Source organism: Hanstruepera marina, assembly GCF_019880635.1.
Taxonomy (GTDB): Bacteria; Bacteroidota; Bacteroidia; order Flavobacteriales; family Flavobacteriaceae; genus Hanstruepera; species Hanstruepera marina.
The window spans coordinates 477,338-498,952 of record NZ_JAINVX010000001.1 but is presented as its reverse complement, the minus strand read 5'-3'; the positions used below and the strand labels follow the sequence as shown (position 1 = coordinate 498,952).

17 protein-coding genes are annotated in these 21,615 nt (G+C 35.2%); 7 read left to right on the top strand and 10 right to left on the bottom strand.

Features of this window, described 5'->3' with window-relative positions; translation table 11 throughout:
* Positions 1-5 precede the first annotated feature (5 nt).
* A complete protein-coding gene (locus K7G76_RS02230; protein ID WP_223032574.1) occupies positions 6-2,096 on the top strand; it encodes a S46 family peptidase in 2,091 nt (696 codons plus the stop codon).
* 51 nt (positions 2,097-2,147) lie between these two features.
* Here K7G76_RS02230 and K7G76_RS02225 read toward each other — a convergent pair whose 3' ends face one another.
* Both K7G76_RS02225 and K7G76_RS02220 read right to left on the bottom strand, forming a co-directional pair.
* Entirely contained in the window at positions 2,148-2,840 is a 693-nt protein-coding gene (locus K7G76_RS02225) for a LytR/AlgR family response regulator transcription factor (protein ID WP_223032573.1), read from the bottom strand.
* Positions 2,841-3,013: 173 nt separating this feature from the next.
* Positions 3,014-3,919: a sensor histidine kinase gene (locus K7G76_RS02220; RefSeq protein ID WP_255572900.1), complete on the bottom strand. Its 906-nt coding sequence runs from the start codon at positions 3,917-3,919 to the stop codon at positions 3,014-3,016.
* Between the two features lie 250 nt (positions 3,920-4,169).
* Between K7G76_RS02220 and K7G76_RS02215 the strand changes: the two genes are divergently transcribed.
* Together K7G76_RS02215 and K7G76_RS02210 are read left to right on the top strand one after the other, a co-directional pair.
* Positions 4,170-5,063, top strand: coding sequence for a thioredoxin domain-containing protein (locus K7G76_RS02215; RefSeq protein WP_223032571.1), 894 nt, complete (start codon positions 4,170-4,172; stop codon positions 5,061-5,063).
* Positions 5,064-5,130: 67 nt separating this feature from the next.
* Positions 5,131-5,769: a GldM family protein gene (locus tag K7G76_RS02210; RefSeq protein ID WP_255572899.1), complete on the top strand. Its 639-nt coding sequence runs from the start codon at positions 5,131-5,133 to the stop codon at positions 5,767-5,769.
* A 20-nt stretch (positions 5,770-5,789) separates the two neighbouring features.
* Here the strand turns inward: K7G76_RS02210 and K7G76_RS02205 are convergent, their stop codons facing one another.
* The 6 genes from K7G76_RS02205 to K7G76_RS02180 all read right to left on the bottom strand — a co-directional run bounded on the left by K7G76_RS02205 (position 5,790) and on the right by K7G76_RS02180 (position 14,980).
* Positions 5,790-7,559 carry a MutS-related protein gene (locus tag K7G76_RS02205; RefSeq protein WP_223032569.1) on the bottom strand — a complete coding sequence of 590 codons (1,770 nt, stop codon included), beginning with the start codon at positions 7,557-7,559 and terminating at the stop codon, positions 5,790-5,792.
* A gap of 16 nt (positions 7,560-7,575) precedes the next feature.
* The gene (locus K7G76_RS02200) at positions 7,576-8,475 is read right to left on the bottom strand and encodes a M28 family peptidase (RefSeq protein ID WP_223032568.1); all 900 of its coding nucleotides are present in this window, start codon (positions 8,473-8,475) and stop codon (positions 7,576-7,578) included.
* 87 nt (positions 8,476-8,562) lie between these two features.
* A complete protein-coding gene (locus K7G76_RS02195; RefSeq protein WP_223032567.1) occupies positions 8,563-9,309 on the bottom strand; it encodes a succinate dehydrogenase/fumarate reductase iron-sulfur subunit in 747 nt (248 codons plus the stop codon).
* 10 nt (positions 9,310-9,319) lie between these two features.
* On the bottom strand, positions 9,320-11,332 hold the full coding sequence (locus K7G76_RS02190) for a fumarate reductase/succinate dehydrogenase flavoprotein subunit (protein ID WP_223032566.1): 2,013 nt from the start codon (positions 11,330-11,332) through the stop codon (positions 9,320-9,322).
* Between the two features lie 13 nt (positions 11,333-11,345).
* Positions 11,346-12,020: a succinate dehydrogenase cytochrome b subunit gene (locus K7G76_RS02185; protein WP_223032565.1), complete on the bottom strand. Its 675-nt coding sequence runs from the start codon at positions 12,018-12,020 to the stop codon at positions 11,346-11,348.
* A 128-nt stretch (positions 12,021-12,148) separates the two neighbouring features.
* Positions 12,149-14,980 carry a VPS10 domain-containing protein gene (locus K7G76_RS02180; RefSeq protein ID WP_223032564.1) on the bottom strand — a complete coding sequence of 944 codons (2,832 nt, stop codon included), beginning with the start codon at positions 14,978-14,980 and terminating at the stop codon, positions 12,149-12,151.
* A 142-nt stretch (positions 14,981-15,122) separates the two neighbouring features.
* Between K7G76_RS02180 and K7G76_RS02175 the strand changes: the two genes are divergently transcribed.
* The gene (locus K7G76_RS02175; protein ID WP_223032563.1) at positions 15,123-16,415 is read left to right on the top strand and encodes an aminopeptidase P family protein; all 1,293 of its coding nucleotides are present in this window, start codon (positions 15,123-15,125) and stop codon (positions 16,413-16,415) included.
* 19 nt (positions 16,416-16,434) lie between these two features.
* Here K7G76_RS02175 and brnQ read toward each other — a convergent pair whose 3' ends face one another.
* Complete coding sequence (gene brnQ, locus K7G76_RS02170; protein ID WP_223032562.1) at positions 16,435-17,727, bottom strand: branched-chain amino acid transport system II carrier protein; 1,293 nt, start codon at positions 17,725-17,727, stop codon at positions 16,435-16,437.
* Positions 17,728-17,762: 35 nt separating this feature from the next.
* Here brnQ and K7G76_RS02165 point away from each other — a divergent pair, with 35 nt between their 5' ends.
* Together K7G76_RS02165 and K7G76_RS02160 are read left to right on the top strand one after the other, a co-directional pair.
* The gene (locus tag K7G76_RS02165) at positions 17,763-18,542 is read left to right on the top strand and encodes an alpha/beta fold hydrolase (protein WP_223032561.1); all 780 of its coding nucleotides are present in this window, start codon (positions 17,763-17,765) and stop codon (positions 18,540-18,542) included.
* Between the two features lie 57 nt (positions 18,543-18,599).
* A complete protein-coding gene (locus K7G76_RS02160; protein WP_223032560.1) occupies positions 18,600-18,875 on the top strand; it encodes a hypothetical protein in 276 nt (91 codons plus the stop codon).
* On the opposite strand, the gene thiL is transcribed toward K7G76_RS02160, so the two are convergent.
* Complete coding sequence (gene thiL, locus K7G76_RS02155; RefSeq protein ID WP_223032559.1) at positions 18,872-19,918, bottom strand: thiamine-phosphate kinase; 1,047 nt, start codon at positions 19,916-19,918, stop codon at positions 18,872-18,874. The two genes, K7G76_RS02160 and thiL, sit on opposite strands and share 4 nt — an antisense overlap.
* Positions 19,919-20,100: 182 nt before the next feature.
* On the opposite strand from thiL, the gene K7G76_RS02150 reads away from it, so the two are divergent.
* Positions 20,101-21,615, top strand: coding sequence for a choice-of-anchor B family protein (locus K7G76_RS02150; protein ID WP_223032558.1), 1,515 nt, complete (start codon positions 20,101-20,103; stop codon positions 21,613-21,615).

Here is a 21,615-nt window from a genome sequence, read left to right as displayed (position 1 = left end):
ACACCATGAAATTATTCCGATTACTTTTACTTTTTATCACACTTCAGGTTTCAGCACAACAAGGCGGCATGTGGATTCCTTCACTTTTAGAAGGTATGAACGAAAATGAAATGAAAGCCTTGGGCAGCAAGTTAACCGCCAAAGATATTTACGATGTTAACAATTCCAGTTTAAAAGATGCTATTGGTCATTTTAATGGTGGCTGTACCAGTGAAGTAATTTCATCTAAAGGGTTGGTATTAACCAATCACCATTGTGGATTTAGTCAAATTCAATCGCACTCTTCTTTAGAAAATGATTATTTGAAAGATGGTTTTTGGGCTATGAACCTAAAGGAAGAATTACCAAACGAAGGCCTTTTTATTGAGTTTATTGTACGTATTGAAGATGTTACCGATCAGGTTTTAGCTGGCGTAACAGAAACCATGACCGAAAAAGAAAAACAATCGACCATTGATAAAAACAGTAACAGTTTACAAGCTGAAGTTACAAAAGAAGCATGGCAAGACACCAAAGTTAAATCGTTTTACAAAGGCAATCAATATTTCTTATTCGTAACGGAGCGTTTTGAAGATATTCGTTTGGTTGGTGCGCCACCAAGTAGCATTGGTAAATTTGGTAGTGATACGGATAACTGGGTATTCCCAAGACATACAGGTGATTTTTCATTATTCAGAATTTATGCTGACAAAGATAATCGTCCCGCAAAATACAGTGAGGATAACGTGCCTTACAAACCAAAGCACTATTTGCCGGTTTCTTTAGATGGTGTTGAAGAGGGTGATTTTACCATGGTATTTGGTTTTCCAGGTCGTACAGACGAGTATCTTCCTGCTGTAGCTATTGAGCATATTACTAAAGACTATAACCCAAGTAATATTGCCATTCGTGAGGCTGCTTTAAAAGTGATTGATGCCCAAATGAAAGCTGATGATGAAGTACGCATTAAATATGCCTCCAAACAAGCGCGTATTGCCAATGCTTGGAAAAAATGGATTGGTGAAAATTTAGGTATTGAAAAAAGTAATGCAGTTGCCGAGCGTCAAGCGTTTGAAGCCACATTCACCAGAGCTTTAAAAGAAAAAGGACTCGAAGACAAGTATGGTCATATTTTACCTGAATTTGAAAAACTCTATAAAGATTTTGCCGATGTCAATATAAAACGTAGAAATTTCATAGAAGTGTTTTTAGTGACTAACGAATTGATGCAGATGACATTCAGAGCCTATCAAGTTGAACAGTCCTTAAAACAAGATCCTAATAATTTAGAAAAGAATCGTGATTACATTACCAATCTATTAAAGGGTATTCACAAAAACTATGATGTTAATGTTGATAAAGGTGTTTATGAGGCCGTCATGCCACTTTACAAAAAAAACAATGTTGACCCAACTATTTATGACAAGACAGCTTTCACTAATTTAGATAGTGCCCTGAAGCTTTTTGAAGGTTCTGCTGATGATGTTATTAAAAAGTTGAACGACGATGCGGCTTATGCATACGCCAAACCCATTATTGAGGAATTCTACACCAGTATCAATCCAGAATTCGAGCAAAAAAATGAACCTATTACGGCTTTACAAACGGAATATATGACTGCGCTTATGAAAGCCTTACCTAATGCACGCTATTTCCCAGATGCCAATAGCACCTTGCGTGTTACCTATGGTCAAGTACGTGGTTATCAACCTAGAGATGCTGTGTATTATCAGCCTGTTAGCCATTTAGAAGGTGTTATTGAAAAATATGTGCCTGGCGATTATGAATTTGATGTACCACAAAAACTATTGGATCTTTATGAAGCCAAAGATTACGGACAATATGCCGATGCCAATGGCAAAGTACCTGTGTGCTTTTTAGGAACCAATCACACGACTGGAGGCAATTCAGGAAGTCCAGCTATTGATGCCCACGGTAATTTGGTTGGTTTAAATTTTGACCGTGTATGGGAAGGTACTATGAGTGATATGAATTACGATCCAGAAATATGCCGTAACATTATGGTGGATTTACGCTATGTGTTGTTTATCGTTGATAAATATGCCGGTGCCAAACACCTGATTGAAGAAATGGATTTGGTGCATCCGAAAAAGTAAGTCACTATACGTTTATAAAATTTAAAGCCTCATCTATTTGAGGCTTTTTTTTTATACAATATGCAACTTCCTTAACAATTCCTGCTTATAGGTTCTGCCAATTGGTAAGCGGTTACTATTTACATAAATTTCATTACCCGCAATTTTATCGACAAACTTACGGTTTATGATGTAGCTCTTGTGGGTTTGTATAAACTGATTACTCGGTAATTTTTCGTTCCAGTTTTTTAGGGAATCGATATAGGACAGTTTTTGTTTGGTGGTAACAACAGTAATATAGTTTCTGTCGGATTCTATATAGACCAATTCATCCAATACAATTTTATGAAGTGTTTTGTCGACATTCAAAAACAATACTTCAGATTCATCAGCAGTCGTTTTATTCGAAACCTCTAGTCTATCTTTAGCTTTATTAATCGCTTTTATAAAACGGTCAAACGAGAAGGGTTTTACCAAATAATCTACAATAGTATCCAATTCAAAACTACTCACAGCATAATCTGGGTAAGCCGTTGTCATGATTATAGCTGGCGGATTTTTAACGGTTTTAATAAAATCAATCCCTGAAATATCTGGCAAGTTTACATCTAAAAACACCAAATCTACCGTTTCGCTTTTTAGAAAATTATTGGCTTCAATAGCGGCTTTAAAAGTTGCTATTAATTCCATATCAGGCAACTTTTTCAAGAAATTCTTAAGAATGTTTTGCGCAGGTATTTCGTCTTCAATGATGATACAGGTCATACTAAATCCAGTTTTTCTGTCATTCCTGCGAAGGCAGGAATCTATTTAAGCTCCGGTATTTTGATTAATAATTTTCTTTCTTTACGCTATTTAAATTCTTAAAACATTATGGTTTTAAGACAAATAATTCCATGGATTCCTGCCTTCGCAGGAATGACAACTGGAGTTAATTTTTACAGTAGTGATAATTTCAAAACAACTTTAAACTTATTATTTTTTATAACGTTCAATTCATAATGATCTTTATATAACAACTCCAAACGCTTTTCCAAGTTTTGAAGGCCTATTTTAAATTCAGCCAAGTCACGATCTTTTTCTGTAAAATCATTTTCACAAACACACTCCAAAACACCATTTTTTTCAATGATGGAAACCATAATTTCACTATTCAAGGAACTATGCTTAAATGCATTTTCAATTATGGTTATTAGTAATAAAGGTGCTATTTGATTGTTTTCACTTTCAATGCTCTTGGTATAAACAATCGTATTCACACCTTCGGTTCGCAATTCTTGAAAGGTCATGTAATTATCAATAAACTGAATCTCCTTGTGCAATGGAATTTTTTTCGCATTACTCTCGTACAATACATGCTTTAAATTATCGGAAAGCCTTAAAATCAATTCTGGTGTTTCATTTGGTTTTTCTAAAGCATAGGAATAAATGGTATTCAGGTTATTGAACAGTACATGCGGATTAATCTGTGATTTTAAAAACTTCAATTCCATTTCCAAATGTTCCTTCTTTATTTGCTCTACTTCTTCTTGCTTATCTATAAATCGGTATAACACCCAAACAAAAGAGAAGAAAATAAGTGGTACCAAGGTTTGCCATAAATAATCGCTTAAGCATTTCATAATGGAGCAACCGCATTGAGCAAATTCATAACAGTACAATTGCGTGGCCAAAAATGAAATTAAGGCAATAACGAAAACATACCAAGCGTACATTTTCTTCTTGACAAAATAGGGCAGTAATATCAAATTGTTGACATAAACAATGAACACCAATATGGATATGTACTGCAAAAAGGGGTTTTCGCGCCAGTAATAAGGTGAAAAAACAAATAAAGATACCATGACGAACAAGATCCAAAACAGGATATGCACCAATATTTGAGAGCTATGTTTTTTTAAGGTATTCATATGGAAATGAAAAGTAAACAGAATTCTTTAGTTGGTCAAACATAATGTACAAAAGGCAGAAATAACGCAACAAACAACCATTTGTATTATGAAATTAAACATTCGTACACCTAAATGAGTTGAAAATACAAATTATTGGCAAGCAAGTTGTTAAGCTTCTATTTTTGATTAAAAATCATCCATCATGAAACGAATAGCACTAACTTTAGCCATCCTTTTTTGCTCCCAAATCACTTTTTCTCAAACCATTAACCAAACGGTCATTAACGACAAGGGCAATCCCAAATTATTAGGCAAAATTGACAAAAGCGATCTGCAACAAGCACCTTTTAACGAGTGGTTTGAACCTAATTACAATGACTATCTTGTCAACAAAAAGGTGGTATCCAAACTCAAAGATTCACTGCACCAGTATTACATAAAAGTGTTTTTGGGCTCGTGGTGCGGTGATAGCAAAAAAGAAGTCCCAAGATTTTACCATATTTTGGATATGGCTAAATTTCCAAAAAATCAATTGGAAGTAATTGCTGTAGATAGAACACCTGAAGCCTATAAACAAGCTCCGAACCATGAAGAACAAGGCTTGAACATTCATAGGGTACCAACTTTTATTTTTTATAAAAATGGTCAGGAGGTGAATCGTATTGTGGAACATCCTATGGAAACTTTGGAACGCGATATACTTAACATTGTCTCAAACAAAACATATAGACCCAATTACGTAGCAGCCAATTATGTTGGTGCATTACTAGAAACCAAGTCGATTGATAGTTTACAATTGGAACATGATATTCTAGTTCCCAGATTGGCCGAATTTGTAAAAGGCAGTCGGGAGTTGAATACTTTAGGTTATGTGTATTTACGCACTCAAGAATATGACAAAGCCTTGTATATTTTTAATTTGAACACTCAAATTTTTCCTTATAAATACAATGTTTATGACAGCTTGGGTGAAGCCTATTTTGAAACCAAGAATTATGATAATGCATTAAAAAACTATTACAAAGTCTTAAGCCTAAAGCCAGATGATGACAATGCAAAAGAAATGATTGAAAAGATTAAGTCTCAAGTCGAATAGCTTCTCGAGGCACTAAACAAAATAAAAAACGGTATTTTTAGTTATTAGAGTAACTAAACCATCCGTTATGAAATTCCTCTATTGCTTCTTATTTCTTCTTATAAATATTATTGGTTTCTCACAAGAACCTCACAAAGCAGTTGTTGAAGTTAACAAGATGAATGTAGTATACCGAGGTGTGAGCAACCCCTTAACGTTAAGTATGCCAGGAACCGTTTCCTTTGAAGCATCAGCTCCAGGATTAAAAAAAGTTGATGATTATGGGAACTACATTATGCATCCTGGTTCTGGGTTAACCGTTGATATTGAACTACGAGGCAAACTTCCAGATGGGGAGATTGTTACTGCTATCAAAACATTGCGTATTAAAGATATAGAAAAACATGTAGTAACATTAAATAATAAAAGCGGAATATTAGAATTAAGAAAAAATGAAATCATTAATGGGACAATTGGTATAAAAGTTCCAAATTTCTTACATGGATGGATTTATCACATAGAAGAATTTCAGATAAAATTACCTAATCAAGACCCAATTACAATTAAAGGGAATGTCATTTCAGAATCAATTAATAAGAGAATAGAAGAATTAAAAGCTAACGATATTATATACATTTATGGTTATGGAATTGGTTACAAAGTTGAAAATGCTCCTTCAGTGGGAATGCAGTATCCTTTACAAATTAAAATAATAATTAAAGATTAGATTCCTGCGTGCGCAGGAATTTAAACAATCTCCATCTTCTTTAACAAGAAACTGGCATTCATATTCTGGCAAATACCTTTTTTAAATTTATAGTCAAAAAAGAGTTCGTCATTAACTATTTGCGCATCAAAATAGTAGTTCTTAACAGGCTCTAATTGGCTTTCAATGTCGCATAAACTTAAATCATGAGTAGCAATAATACCCGTAGCATTTGAAGCCACCAGTTTCTCAACAAACTTTTTGGAGCCAATGGCTTTGTCGGTAGAATTAGTACCTTTTAAAATTTCATCCAACACAATAAAGTACGGCTCATTGGCTATTTCATCTACAATGAATTTCAAACGTGTTAATTCCGAAAAGAAATAGCTGCTATCATCTGTCAACGAATCGCTGGTGCGCATACTAGTGATTAATTTAATGGGATGATACTGACTGGATTTGGCACAAACAGGTAAACCCACATTAGCCATAACAATGTGCAAAGAAACGGTTCGCAAAAACGTACTCTTGCCAGCCATATTAGCACCTGTTACAATAAAGAATTCTTGGTTGTCAATCTCTAAATCACTGCTAACCCGTTTGGTTTTATCCAACAAGGGATGACCTAGATCTTGTGCAGAAATGACTTGTTTGGGATCAACTATTTCGGGAAACACATATTCTGGATGATTAAACACATAATTACCCAAGGAGTTATAAGCATCAAAAAAGGAAACCACCTCAAACCATTTGGCAACAGTTTGCTGGTGCTTTGTAATCCACTGCTCTATTCTGTAACTATGTTTTAAATCGGTTAGAAAAAACCCATTACCCAAAATAGCACCAATCATATTATTTCTATTATCCAAGGCATCCAAATGTCTTGAAAACTGTTTAAAAATAGCGGATGCCTTTTGGTGATGAGACTCTATTTGTTGTTGTTTTTCGAGCAGTAATTCTGAAGTAAATGATTCTTGCTCGATGCTATCCAACAAGGTAGCGTATTGCTTGAACGTGTCTTTAACCTTATCGGTATTAGAAGCCAAACTATTAATCTTTTTCAGATATTTTCCGGTGATGGCAAATCCCAACAAAAGCCAATAACCAACTAAATTGGGCAATATAACCTGGAATACCGAAAGTATAATTAAAATGATTGAAGCCAACCCAAAAGCCATAGGTAGCCAACGCATTATTTTTGGTAAAAATGGTTTATGGTTTTTTAACCAATCAATAATATCGCCTGCAGACGTTTCAGCCTGAATCAAACTGGAAGCCGCTGAATAGTGTTGTCGCCATGTCGGTTTTTGTGTCAGTTCTTTGATTGCTTCTTGTCTTTCCTCAATACCGTCAATAGTATTTGCTTTTAGAAGATTGGCTAACAGATGTGTCCCTTCAGGAATAGTTGTTCTATTGATGAATTGAAAAAAGGATCCTTTTCCAAACAAATCTATATCCAAGCTATAAAAATGCTTCGGGTCTTGAAAAGTATTACCGTTGGGTCTGTGATGAAAGTCTCCAGAAGCTATAAGCAACTCTTCCTCATTGATAACTACCAAAGCCTTATTTAAATCACGATTGTACTTTACATTCGTGTATTTAGACAACAAAAACAAAAAAATGCCAATCCCTAAAACAGCTATGATAGCCACTGAAATCCAATTAGGATAGGTGAAGTAAATCCCAAGTACCGTCAACACAAAAACCAAAACACGCAGCGTACTTAACCGAATAAGCTGCTTGTTTAAATCCTTAACAATTTTTTGATAGTGAGTTAATTGTTCAGAATAAAAATCTTGCGGATTTTGCATGAAAGGTGTTTTTTAACTATAATTTCAAAGAATCTATTTCAGCAAAAAGTGAAATCATATTCTGTACCGCTAATTTATAAAATTCAGGGTGGATGTTCTCGTAATCATCGGTTGGTCTATGGTAATCTTTGTGATCTTCAACACCAAAGTAGAGGAATGGAATCCCTTTTCTAAAAAAGGATCCATGATCCGATGAAAATGTCCAATTTTGCTTACCATCTTTACCATCATGACCCATTACAAATTTAAAATCATCTGAAGCTTTTTGATTTTCAATGGCATTTTTAAAAGCTTGATTATCTCGTGCTCCAGTGATATACAACTCGTTCTTATCATTTCTGCTCACCATGTCCAAATTCATATTAAGCCTAATACTTTCCAAAGGTACAATGGTATTATCTACATAATATCGAGAACCTTGAAGACCCAATTCTTCAGCATCAAAAAAGGCTAAAATAACAGAGTGCTTAGGTGGATTCTTTTTAAAGTATTCGGCAAACGCTAACAAAGCACTTACACCAGAAGCATCATCATCGGCACCATTATAAATCTGACCATTTTTGATACCTTCATGGTCATAGTGCGCGCTAATCACAATATATTTATTGGGCACATCTGTTCCTGAAATCTTCGCTAAAATATTAATGCCTTTATATTCCTTACCCCTTGCTCTAAAACTAAAAGGTTGCTCGTAGGCATCACCCAAAGGCTTAATACTTATTTTTTTAAGTTCACTAACAATATAGTCTTTAGCCAATAAAGCACCATGTGTGCCTGTTCTTCTCCCTTCAAATGAATCTGATGACAAAACTTCTACATGCTTCAATAATTTATTAGAATCAAATTGAAATGTCTTTTCTTGGGAGAAGGATATTAAACCATTCCCTAAAAAGAATAGCATCAATAGTTTTTTCATAAAGGGCGTTTTTTTCAGGTGTTAAAGAAACAAAAAAAATCTCAAGAATAAACTTGAGATTTTTTAATTATTATATTTTAAAACCTATTAGTCACTAACACTAGCTTTTATAAGTTCGCGATTCATTCTCGCAATATTATCCAATGAAATCCCTTTAGGGCACTCTACCTCACAAGCACCTGTATTGGTACAGTTTCCAAATCCTTCTAAATCCATCTGCGCAACCATATTTCTAACACGATCCGCAGCTTCTACTTGACCTTGAGGCAACAAGGCGTATTGGCTAACTTTAGCCCCAACAAATAGCATAGCCGAAGAATTTTTACAAGTAGCTACACAAGCACCACAACCAATACAAGTTGCTGCATCCATAGCTTCATCAGCTGCATGTTTTGAAATAGGTAATGCATTGGCATCTTGAGTGTTTCCTGAAGTATTGACGGATATATAACCACCAGCTTGCTGTATACGCTCAAAAGCTGTACGGTCTACCACTAAATCCTTAATTACTGGAAAAGCTGTTGCACGCCAAGGTTCAATAGTAATAGTATCACCATCTTTAAACATACGCATGTGCAACTGACAAGTTGTAACACCTCTATCTGGACCATGTGCTTCACCATTAATGTACATGGAGCACATACCACAAATACCTTCACGGCAGTCGTGATCGAAGGCTACAGGTTCTTCTCCAGAATTTATTAACTGCTCATTCAAAACATCCATCATTTCTAAAAAAGACATGTGTTCTGAAATATCAGTCACTTTATAATCAACCATCTGACCCTTTGCATTTGAGTCTTTTTGTCTCCAAATTTTTAATGTAAGATTCATATCGCCTTTTTTATTTGTATGAACGTTGTTTTAGTTCAATATCTTTAAACTCTAATTCTTCTTTGTGTAAAACGGCATCACTTGGTTCACCTTTATATTCCCAAGCAGCAACAAAAGCAAAATCTTTGTCATTACGCTTTGCTTCACCTTTTTGCTCACCATCCAATTCAACCGACTCTTCTCTAAAGTGTCCTCCACAAGATTCTTCTCGCATTAAAGCATCTTTAGCAAATAGCTCACCTAGTTCTAAAAAGTCAGCTACACGCCCTGCTTTCTCTAATTCAGGATTCATTTCGTTTGCGTTTCCAGGAACTTTCACTTCTTTCCAGAATTCTTCACGAATAGCTTTTATTTCAGCCATGGCTTCTTTTAGTCCTTCCTCATTACGAGCCATACCAACTTTATCCCACATCACTTTACCAAGTCGTTTATGGAAATGGTCAACAGATTTGGTTCCGCTGTTATTCATAAAAAAGTCAATTCTATCTTTAACTTCTTTTTCAGCTTCGTCAAATTCTTTAGTATCGGTTGGTATTTTTCCAGTACGAATATCATTCGCTAAATAGTCGCCTATAGTGTAAGGCAGCACAAAATAACCATCGGCCAATCCTTGCATTAATGCCGAAGCACCTAGCCTATTTGCCCCATGATCTGAAAAGTTGGCTTCACCAATACAATATAAGCCGTCTACAGTTGTCATTAAATTGTAATCTACCCAAACGCCACCCATTGTATAGTGTGTAGCAGGGTAAATCATCATTGGTGTTTTGTATGGGTTCTCGTCAACAATCTTCTCATACATCTGGAATAAGTTACCGTATTTAGCTTCAACAATACCTTCTCCTAATTCCGTAATTTTTTCTTTTGAAGGGTTATTGATACCATGTATTTTTGCTTGCTCTTTACCATAACGTTCTATGGCGGATGCGAAATCTAAATAAACGGCTTCACCCGTGGCATTTACACCATATCCAGCATCGCAGCGTTCTTTTGCAGCTCTAGAAGCCACATCACGAGGCACTAAATTTCCAAATGCTGGATAACGACGCTCTAAATAATAGTCACGTTCTTCTTCAGATAAATCGGTTGGCTTTTTACGGCCTTCACGAATAGCCATGACATCATCCATGTTTTTTGGCACCCAAATACGACCATCGTTACGAAGCGATTCAGACATCAACGTTAATTTAGACTGATAATCACCAGAACGTGGAATACAAGTTGGGTGTATTTGTGTGTAACAAGGGTTTGCAAAATAAGCACCCCTTTTATGGGCTTTCCATGCTGCAGTAGCATTAGAACCCATAGCGTTTGTAGATAAGAAATATACATTACCATATCCACCTGAAGCAATAACAACAGCATGTGCTGAATGTCTTTCAATTTCGCCAGTAATTAAATTACGCGCAATAATACCTCTTGCCTTGCCACCAACTTTAACAACGTCAAGCATTTCATGACGGTTGTACATTTCAATTTTACCACGGGCTATTTGTCTGTTCATCGCTGAATAAGCACCTAGCAACAATTGTTGCCCAGTTTGCCCTTTGGCATAAAAGGTTCTGGAAACTAACACCCCTCCAAATGAACGGTTGTCTAATAATCCTCCATAATCACGAGCAAAAGGAACACCTTGAGCTACACATTGATCTATGATATTTGCCGATACTTCAGCTAATCGATATACGTTAGCTTCACGCGAGCGGTAATCTCCACCTTTTACAGTATCGTAAAACAATCTGTACGTAGAGTCGCCATCTCCTTGGTAATTTTTTGCTGCATTGATTCCTCCTTGAGCCGCAATGGAATGCGCTCGGCGTGGAGAATCTTGATAAGCAAAAGCTTTTACATTATATCCAAGCTCTGCTAAAGTAGCAGCAGCCGATCCGCCTGCTAATCCCGTACCAACAACAATTACGTCAATATGCCTTTTGTTAGCTGGGTTAACAAGGTTAATTTTATCTTTATAAGTTGTCCATTTATCTTTAATTGGACCTTCTGGTACTTTTGAATCTAAAGCCATAATATTATTAAGATTAATGGTGATTTAAGTGATGATAAAGTGCTATGATTATAAATCCTAACGGAATGATAATCGCATAGGCCTTACCAAAATTCTGCATTGCTTTTTTACGTCCAGCTGTCGATCCCATAGATTGGAATGCTGATGTAAACCCGTGCAATAAGTGCAATGCCAAAAACACAAAAGCTATAACATAAGCAGCTACTCTTGCAGGACTTAAAAATTTCTCTTGTAATTCATGGAAATACCTAAACTCTCCATTGTGCATTCCAGACATATCGCCTTGAATATACTTGGTGTTAATTTCAGGAAACCAGAAATCAATAAAATGAAGAACGATAAAGGCCAAAATCACCATCCCAGAATAGATCATATTTCTACTCATCCAAGTAGAATTGGCTGCACCATTATTTTTAGCATAGCTAATTTGTCTGGCACGTCTGTTTTTAATTTCTAGAATAAATCCCATAATAAAATGGAATACAACACCAAAAATTAAAACAGGCTGCATAATGTACTGTATTAACCAGTTGGTTCCCATAAAATGCGAAACTTCGTTGAAGGTATCTGGATTTATGACCGATAAAGAGTTAATAACAAAATGCTGCAATAAGAAAATCATAAGGAAGAATGCCGAGAGTGCCATGGCTATTTTTCTCCCTATCGAAGAATTGAAAATTCCGCTCATTGTTGAAGTTTATTTTTATCCCAACAAAGATACGCTACAAATCATATCTAGGCAAAAGCCTTCAACTTAAATTACATATTTAGAATGATTTTAAACAGATGTTTAATTTTTTAAATGTTTTTATTGCATTACTTAATTATTAAAGTTGCTTTTTTACCATTCAATTCAACAGTGTAAGCCCCTCTTGGCAAGTAATATTTATCGTTTTGCGCTTTTGAAATATCTATTTCAGTATTTTCTTTCATTAGGGCTTTTCTCCCTTTTTCGGTAATTGTTAAATCATACTCTACATAATTAAATCCTCTGTCCAATTCAGCCTGAATTTGATTTAACTCAATACCGCTTTCTGATAAAATTTTAATGGTTTGACCTCCACTATTATTTGCGTATAATTTTATGTCAACTGATGGCTCATAAGGCTCTAAAAATTTACTCCAAGAACTTCCCCAACGCCAAGAATGTCTTACCTCTTCCATCTCAAAAATTTTAGGAGTTGTTTTAATAATTCCACCTTGCAAAGGTTCTATGTTTGCAACATAGATACTTCTACCGTGTGTCCCCAAAATTAAATCGTTGGCTTCAGGGTGAATAACCATATCGTGGACAGCAACACTTGGCAACCCTTTTACAAATGCTTCCCAAGACTCACCAAAATCAAGGGAAACGTAAGCGCCATTGTCTGTTCCCGCATACAAAGTATAAGGATTTTTAGGGTCTTCCTTTATCACATTAACAGGCGATGAAGGAATATTAGACGTAATACTTTTCCATGTCTGTCCATAATCATCAGAAACATAAATGTAGGTATTGAAGTCATCCCAACGGTATCCGTTTAACGTTACAAAAACACGCTCCTTTTTATGTTGTGAGGCAATAACACGGCTGACCCATAAATCTTTTGGAAAGGAACTTGAAATATTTTCCCAGCTTCCACCACCATTTTTGGTGATATGAACATAGCCATCATCACTACCAACATATATCAAACCAAACTGAAAAGCAGATTCACTAATACTTGTCAAGGTGCCATAGGCTACATTACCTTTTTTGCCTCCAGACGTTAAATCCGGACTAATAGCCTGCCAATCAGCTCCTTGATTCATAGACCGCATTAACTTATTACCTCCTAAATACAATATATCCTGATTATGTGGGGATAACAAAATAGGTGTTTGCCAATTAAATCTATATGGGCTTTCCCCTAATTCATGTTTCGGCTGAATGTAGGTTTGTTCACCTGTTTCGCGGTTTATCCTAAAATAATTCCCAAACTGAAATCCAGTGTAAACAATATTGTGGTTTCTACTATCTATTTGAATTTGCATCCCATCACCACCTAAAATACTTTTCCAAGGATTTTCACCACTTTGCTGCCAACTTTTATTGTTGGAAGCTCGGTGAGAGCCGACCCAAACACCATTATCCTGCAATCCACCATAAATGTGATACGGTTTCTGATTGTCAACATTAACCGTATAAAATTGGCCTACTGAATTAACATTAAGCTTTTCCCAATTTTCACCATCATCATAACTCAAGTTTAGTCCACCATCGTTACCATTTATAAGATGTCCTGCCCTGTTTGGATTAACCCAAAGCGCCTGATGGTCGGCATGAACATTTTCTCGACTTATTGACGTGAACGATTTTCCACCATCTTTAGATTTTATAATAGGAACTCCCATTACATAAATGGCGTCAGCATTTTTGGCATCTACTCTAATTTCACCGAAATAATAACCGTAACTAAAATACACACCATCTAAATAATCGTCATGGGTTTTTTTCCAAGTTTTTCCACCGTTAGTACTTTTATAAACTTGAGCTCCAATTACCGGTGTATCAAACAGCATGGCATTAGCGTCCTCTAGATAAGTTGCCAAATCCATAGGTTTTACATTGCCACTACGCACCATTTGTTTCACGTTTTCAGCACGATATTTTTCTTGAAAATTATTAGTCTTTAAAAAATTGTTGAGTTTTTTGTCCTCTAACTTTAAAAAAACATCAACACTCATTGTTTTGAAATCATCCTTTTTCAACCCTCGTGTTTCTTCTTTAGAATCGTCCTTTGGTCTATTAAATTGATTATCATGCAAAGCATAAACCGTATTTTCATCAAAAACGGCCAAACCTATTCTACCAACGCCTTCCCCAATAGGGAAACCACTCTTTCTTGTTGATATTTTTTCCCATGTGCTTCCTGCATCGGTACTTTTATAAATAGCAGAACCGTTTCCACTACCAGAAAAATTCCAAGCTTTTCTATCTCGAGTCCATGAAGCGGCATAAAGTGTGTTGAAATTTTCAGGGACCTGTTGCACATCTATAATTCCTGTTTCAGAATCTATAAATAGAGTTTTATTCCAAGTTTTTCCACCGTCTATAGTTTTGAATATACCTCTTTCATCATTAGGCGAGTACAAATGTCCAATCACTCCTACTATTACCTCATCAGGATTGTTTGGATTAATCAAAATGCGTCCTATATGATGAGAATCCTTCAAACCCATATTTTCCCATGTCTTACCATTATCGTTCGACTTTAAAATTCCGATTCCAGCATAACTAGAACGAGACGAATTGTTTTCTCCGGTTCCAACCCAAATAGTCCTATTTTTCCAGTCAACAGCAATATCACCTACATTTTGTGTATTCGATGAATCTAAAATTGGTGTAAATGACGACCCATTATTGGTAGTGTGCCACACACCGCCTGAAGCATAGCCTACGTAAAATTCCGTAGGATCATTGGGGTTCACATCAATATCGACCACTCGTCCACTCATAACGGTTGGGCCAACATTTTTAAAAGGAATATTCTTAACCAGAGAATTGTTTTGGCTCTCTTTTTTTTGCAAAAGAGCCTTTTCAACCATTTTGGCTGAAGTCGCAGGTTGTTGTCCAAAAAATGAATATGAGATTAATACTATTAGGCTGAAAAGAAATCTAAATTTCATGGATTGTTGGTTAGAATTTATTCTGAAAAATAACCATTACAGCAACAGCATCAAAATTTGGTGTTAAAGTTTAACAAAAGTCAGGCTATATTTTTTAGACATTCTTGAAATATGTAGCTTTGAGAAATTAAATTTAAAGAAAATGAAGTATCAACCTATAGATAGCCAACTATTCATAAAAAATCGAAAGCATTTTGCCGCTAAAATGAAATCCAACAGTTTAGCAGTATTTAATTCAAATGATATTTATCCAATTAGTGCCGATAGCACCATGCCTTTTCAACAACATCGTGATATCTTCTATTTAAGCGGTGTAGATCAAGAAGAAAGTGTGCTAGTTATATTTCCAGATTGTCCAAATGAGAAAAATCGGGAGATTTTATTTTTAAAGGAAACTAATGAGCATATAGCGGTTTGGGAAGGTGAAAAATTGACTAAAGAAGCTGCGTTTAAAGCGAGTGGCATTAAAACAGTGTATTGGCTTCAGGATATGGAAAAAATCCTATTTGAATTGATGACGCAATGTGATACCGTTTACATAAACACCAACGAACATTATCGTGCCAATGTTGAAACAGAAACTCGTGAAGATCGCTTCACCAAATGGTTAAAAGAAAAGTATCCAGCGCACAATGTTGCTAAAAGCAATCCTATTTTACAACGTTTACGTTCAGTAAAAGACCCTGTTGAAATTGACTTAATGCAAAAAGCCTGTAATATCACAGAAAAAGGTGTTCGTAGATTATTAAACTTTGTAAAACCTGGTGTTTGGGAATTTGAAATTGAAGCGGAATTGATGCATGAATTTTTAAGAAATCGCTCAAAAGGCTTTGCTTACACGCCTATTGTGGCTTCTGGTAACAATGCCAATGTATTACATTATATCGAGAACAATCAACAGTGCCAAGCAGGCGATTTAATATTATTGGATGTTGGTGCAGAATATGCCAACTACTCAAGTGATTTAACTCGCACCATTCCGGTTTCAGGAAAATATACTGACAGGCAAAAAGCAGTTTACAACGCTGTAAATCGTGTGAAAAATGAAGCCACAAAGATGTTAGTTCCTGGAACACTTTGGGCGGATTATCATATTGAAGTTGGCAAATTGATGACTTCTGAATTATTAGGATTGGGCTTATTGGATAAGGCCGATGTGCAAAACGAAAATCCTGATTGGCCTGCTTACAAAAAATATTTTATGCACGGTACAAGTCATCATATTGGTTTGGATACACATGATTATGGCATTCTTACAGAACCTATGCAAGCCAACATGGTCTTTACCGTTGAACCTGGCATTTATATCCCAGATGAAGGATTTGGCATTCGTTTGGAAGATGATGTGGTTATTCAAGAAAATGGCGAACCTTTCAATCTAATGGGCAATATCCCGATTGAAGCTGATGAAATTGAAGACATTATGAATTCTTAAGGTGAATTCCATCTATAATTTAAACCTCATTTATCTCACTTAAATGGGGTTTTTTTATGGTATTTGCTAAAACAAACACCAAAAAAGCCGGTAAAACCCAGCCAAGGTTATCATTTGCCAATGGAATAAAGCTTTTTATCTCATTAAGCCATTCTGCATCAATCAAAAAACCTAAAAAATCTGGAATACTAAAAATAAATGTTACTAGAACCACCATTCTAAAAACTGTTTTGTCAATAAAACGTTCCGGAAGAAGGTTCAACAAAATAAGAACAATAGTCAACGGATAAATAAACATTAAAACTGGTAACGCTACATCAATAATGTAACTTACATCCATTTGCCCCACAGCAACTCCCAACAAACATGAAACCAAAGCCGTCATTAAATAGGCATTTTTAAAATTCTTGAACAAGCCACTAAAAAAATCTGCTGTACCTACAATAACACTCACAGCTGTAGTAAAACAAGCTAACGCTATCAGAACACTTAAAAGCATATTTCCAACATAACCCAAGGTTTTTAAGCTTAAACCTGACAACAACTCAGACCTTGAAATTGATGAATTAAATTCTGAATTATGTAAAGCACCAACCGCTATCATGCCTGTGTAAATAATAAATAATCCCGCTGCAGCTACCAATCCAGATTTGATAATAATAGCTTTTTTATCTTCAAAAGAAATGCCTCCTTCAATATTTAATGAAATGATAATAACTCCTCCAATTAATATCCCTCCCAAAGCATCATAGGTTTGATACCCTTCTAATAAACCGGCTACTAATGCTGAAGATTCCAATACCGATGGGTTCATCTGATCTGGTGACGTGAAAATTCCAACAAAAATGATTGCCAATAGAATTATTACAATCAAAGGCGTTAAAAACTTTCCAAGAATACTCAATATACTATCGCGTTTCATTACAAACACAAAAGCAATTCCAAAATAAAAGCTGCTGGTTAGCAACGAACTTGTGTTAAAAAATGGTTCAATAGCCATCTCATGAGTAACTGCTGCGGTTCTAGGTATTGGAAGTGTGATAGCTATTATGTAAACGCATAAACAGAAAATCAAACTAAAAACAGGTGATACCTTATTCCCAAAATCCATCATGGTGCCTTGTAATTTGGCATGTCCTAAAAGTGCTAACAAGGGAATTATTGTAGCCGAAATAACAAACCCGATTGCAACTAACCACCAATCTGGACCAGAATTGAATCCTAGTTGTGGTGGCAGAATTAAGTTGCCCGCCCCAAAAAAACTAGCGAATAAAGCAAATCCAATTATGAAAATGGTTTTCTTATTATTCATCTCATAAATTTATCTTTGCACAAGATAGTTTATTTATGATTTTAGATTACAAAGAGATTCCGGTTTTTTATACTGATGAAGGCAAGGGAACACCTGTAGTATTATTGCACGGCTTTTTAGAAAACTCACTCATGTGGAAAAACATAGTACCTCATGTATCAAAAACCAATCGTGTAATTTCCATAGATCTTTTGGGTCATGGGCAAACAGGTTGTATAGGGTATGTGCACACGATGGAAGATATGGCTAAAATGGTTGATGCGGTATTAATTCATTTAGAAATTGATAATGCTATATTTATAGGACATTCAATGGGTGGTTATGTAGCATTAGCCTTTGCTGAAATGTTTTCCGAAAAAGTTTTGGGATTGTGCCTAGCTAACTCAACTTCCCAAGAAGATAGTAAGGAAAGAAAAATCAACAGAGGTAGAGCTATAAGGGCGGTAAAGCAAAATTACAAAGCATTTGTGAGTATGGCCGTTACAAACTTGTTTGCAGAAAGTAATAGAAAATTATATTCAAAAGAGATTAAAAACACCAAAAACGAAGCCCTAAAAACACCGCTTCAAGGCATAATCGCCGCATTGGAAGGTATGAAAGTGAGAAAAAACAGAGAATTAATTTTAAAAAATGCTTCTTTCAAAAAATTGCTAATAATCGGGCATAAGGACACTGTAATTCAGCCATATACTCTTATAAATGAAGCTAAAACAACTCATACGGATTTAATAGAATTAGATGGGGGACACATGAACTATATAGAAAATGAACGTTTATTCCTACACAATATTGTGCATTTCGTCGAAAAAATATAACTTTTGTCGATTTTATGATAAAAAATCATAGATTTATTTTCCCAAATCATATGAATTATGAAAACAACTACACAGAAAACTGCAATCATCCCAAAGTTGTACTGCAATATTTTTGGTCATGATTATGAAGTTACCCGAAAAGTAACTCATCATGTTAAGGAGTATACCTGTTCTCATTGTAAAAAACAATTAACAACCAATAGCAATGGAAACTTAACTGAACTAACTCCAAAATATCGTGAAATCAATAGTATACTAGAACGTATGTACACGCAACGTATTATGCGTTTACAAAACAGAGCATATAATCAAAATTTGAGAATGCCTGCCTAGTCATTAAAACTTTTCCAGCCTTGAGCTTTTAAAGGAATTTGTGTTTCAGCACGAGTTACCAAATGCACTCCTGCTTGAGCCTCTTTTATAAATCCAATAACACTAAAATTTGGATTAGCTTTAATTTTAGGATAATCGTGTTGACTAATTGTAAATAGTAACTCATAATCTTCACCACCATTTAAAGCCACAGTAGTACTATCTATATTAAACTCTTCACAAGTTGAAATAACTTGGGGATCTAAAGGAATTTTATTTTCATACAAATCACAACCAACGCCACTCTGTTTACAGATGTGCAAAATTTCTGATGATAAGCCGTCACTAATATCAATCATTGCAGAAGGTTTCATATCTAAATCTTTAAATAGTGTGATAATATCCTTTCTGGCTTCTGGTTTTAATTGCCTTTCAATAATATAAGTATAAGTATCTAAATCTGGCTGGTTGTTAGGGTTAACCTTAAAAACTTCTTTTTCACGCTCTAAAACTTGAAGCCCCATATAAGCTGCTCCTAAATCTCCCGTTACCACCAACAAATCATTTGGTTTGGCTCCATTTCTTAACACCTCATCATTTTGAGAAATCTCACCAATTGCCGTAACCGAAATGATTAGTCCAGAAGTAGAAGATGTAGTATCTCCTCCAACCACATCTACATTATAAATTTTTGAAGCCAAAGCGATACCTTCATACAGCTCTTCTAAAGCTTCTAGCGGAAACCTACTGCTAACTGCAATCGAAACAGTAACTTGAGTAGCTTTTGCGTTCATGGCATAAATATCAGATAAGTTCACAATTATGGCCTTGTATCCTAAATGCTTTAAGGGCATGTAGCTCAAATCAAAATGTACTCCTTCAATCAATAAATCCGTTGAAACAACGGTATTTTTATTTTCAAAATTTAAAACGGCTGCATCATCACCAATACCCTTAACAGTTGACTCCTGTTTTGTGTCAAATTGTTTCGTTAAATGGTCTATTAAACCAAATTCACCAAGTTCGCTTAATGGTGTAGGTTGTTGATTTTTATCTTCTATCATTTTGCAAAAATAAAAAGCTTAATCTAAAAAAGTAGGATATTTTATAATTAAACTGTTTAGTTTATATAAATTACAGAGTATTAAACAAAAACAAGCCTAAAAAGCTGACTTTTAACATTAAACCATTAGATTTTGTCGATTATTCTGTTAATTTTGTCAAGCTTAATAATTGCCCTAAAACCATGTTAGCTATAAAAAAAATTACATTTCTATTATTTTTCCTTTTTACATTTAATTTTAGCCATTCTCAAATAACACCATGTATTGGCGGTGTTGCAAATGTTAGCGGTGGTGAATCGTTTTCATGTAACGACTACGATTTATTATCTAACATTCCCATTTCAGTACTTGCCAATGCACAAGGAAATCCTGAAGGTAGTGACATTTGGGGTTGGACAGACCCTTTGAATGGTAATGAATATGCCATTTTCGCGACAACAAATAGCACGGCATTTATTGATGTTACAGACCCTATAAATCCTGTTTTTTTAGGCAGAATTGATACCGAAACAACCACAAGCTTTTGGCGCGATGTTAAAGTATATAATAATCATGCCTTTATTGTGGCAGATAATGTAGGTGCACATGGTATGCAAGTTTTTGATTTAACCAATTTAAGAAACGTAAGTAATCCGCCTCAAACTTTTACGAATTACACACTGTATTCTGGAGTTGGAAGTTGTCACAATGTTGTAATTAATGAATCTGAATCTTATGCGTATTTAGTGGGCTGTGATGAATTTAGTGGCGGACTGGTTTTTATTGATATTTCAAATCCATCTAATCCAGTTTCTGAAGGTGGTTATGCCGATCGCGGGTATACTCACGACGCACAAGTTGTGACTTATAACGGACCTGACAACTCTCCTGACCCTAATACGACTTCCGTCCCCAGTTATATTGGAAGAGAAATTTTAGTAGCAAGCAATGGTACATTTTCTAATAACGACAAACTTGTTTTTATTGATGTTACCGACAAAACTAATCCTGTTGTGATTTCAGAAGTTGCATATTCCAATCCTGGATATGCACATCAAGGATGGTTTACTGATGATCACCGCTATTTTATTATGGGAGATGAAACCGATGAGCAATCGTATGGTATGAATACAAGAACTTTAGTTTTTGATGTTCAAGATTTAGACAACCCAACACTATCGTCAACATACTTTGGCCCTTCAATGGCTATTGACCATAACGGATACGTAAAAGGCGATAAATTTTATCTGGCCAATTATAGAGCTGGCATGCGTGTATTAGATATTACCAACATTTCGGCTGCAAGTAATTCTATGACTGAAGTAGGCTATTTTGATACTTATCCAGAGAATGATAATACAGCGTATGATGGTGCCTGGAGTATTTACCCATATTTCAATAGTGGGAATATCATTATTGGTGATATAAATCGTGGGTTGTTTATAGTGAGAAAAAGTGGCACATTGTCACAGCCAGAATTTGTTAAAAACAATGATTTCTTAATAACTCCTAATCCAACTGAAACCAATACTAAAATTATCTCCAATGGAAGTTCAGTAATTGAATCTGTTGAGATTTTCAACATTTTAGGAGAAAAGCTTTTTAGTGCCAACAATATAAATCAAAAAACATTCGTTTTACCAATCCATACCTATGCAAAAGGCATGTATCTAGTAAACATAAATTCAAATAACACAAAAAAAATATTGCTAAAGTAA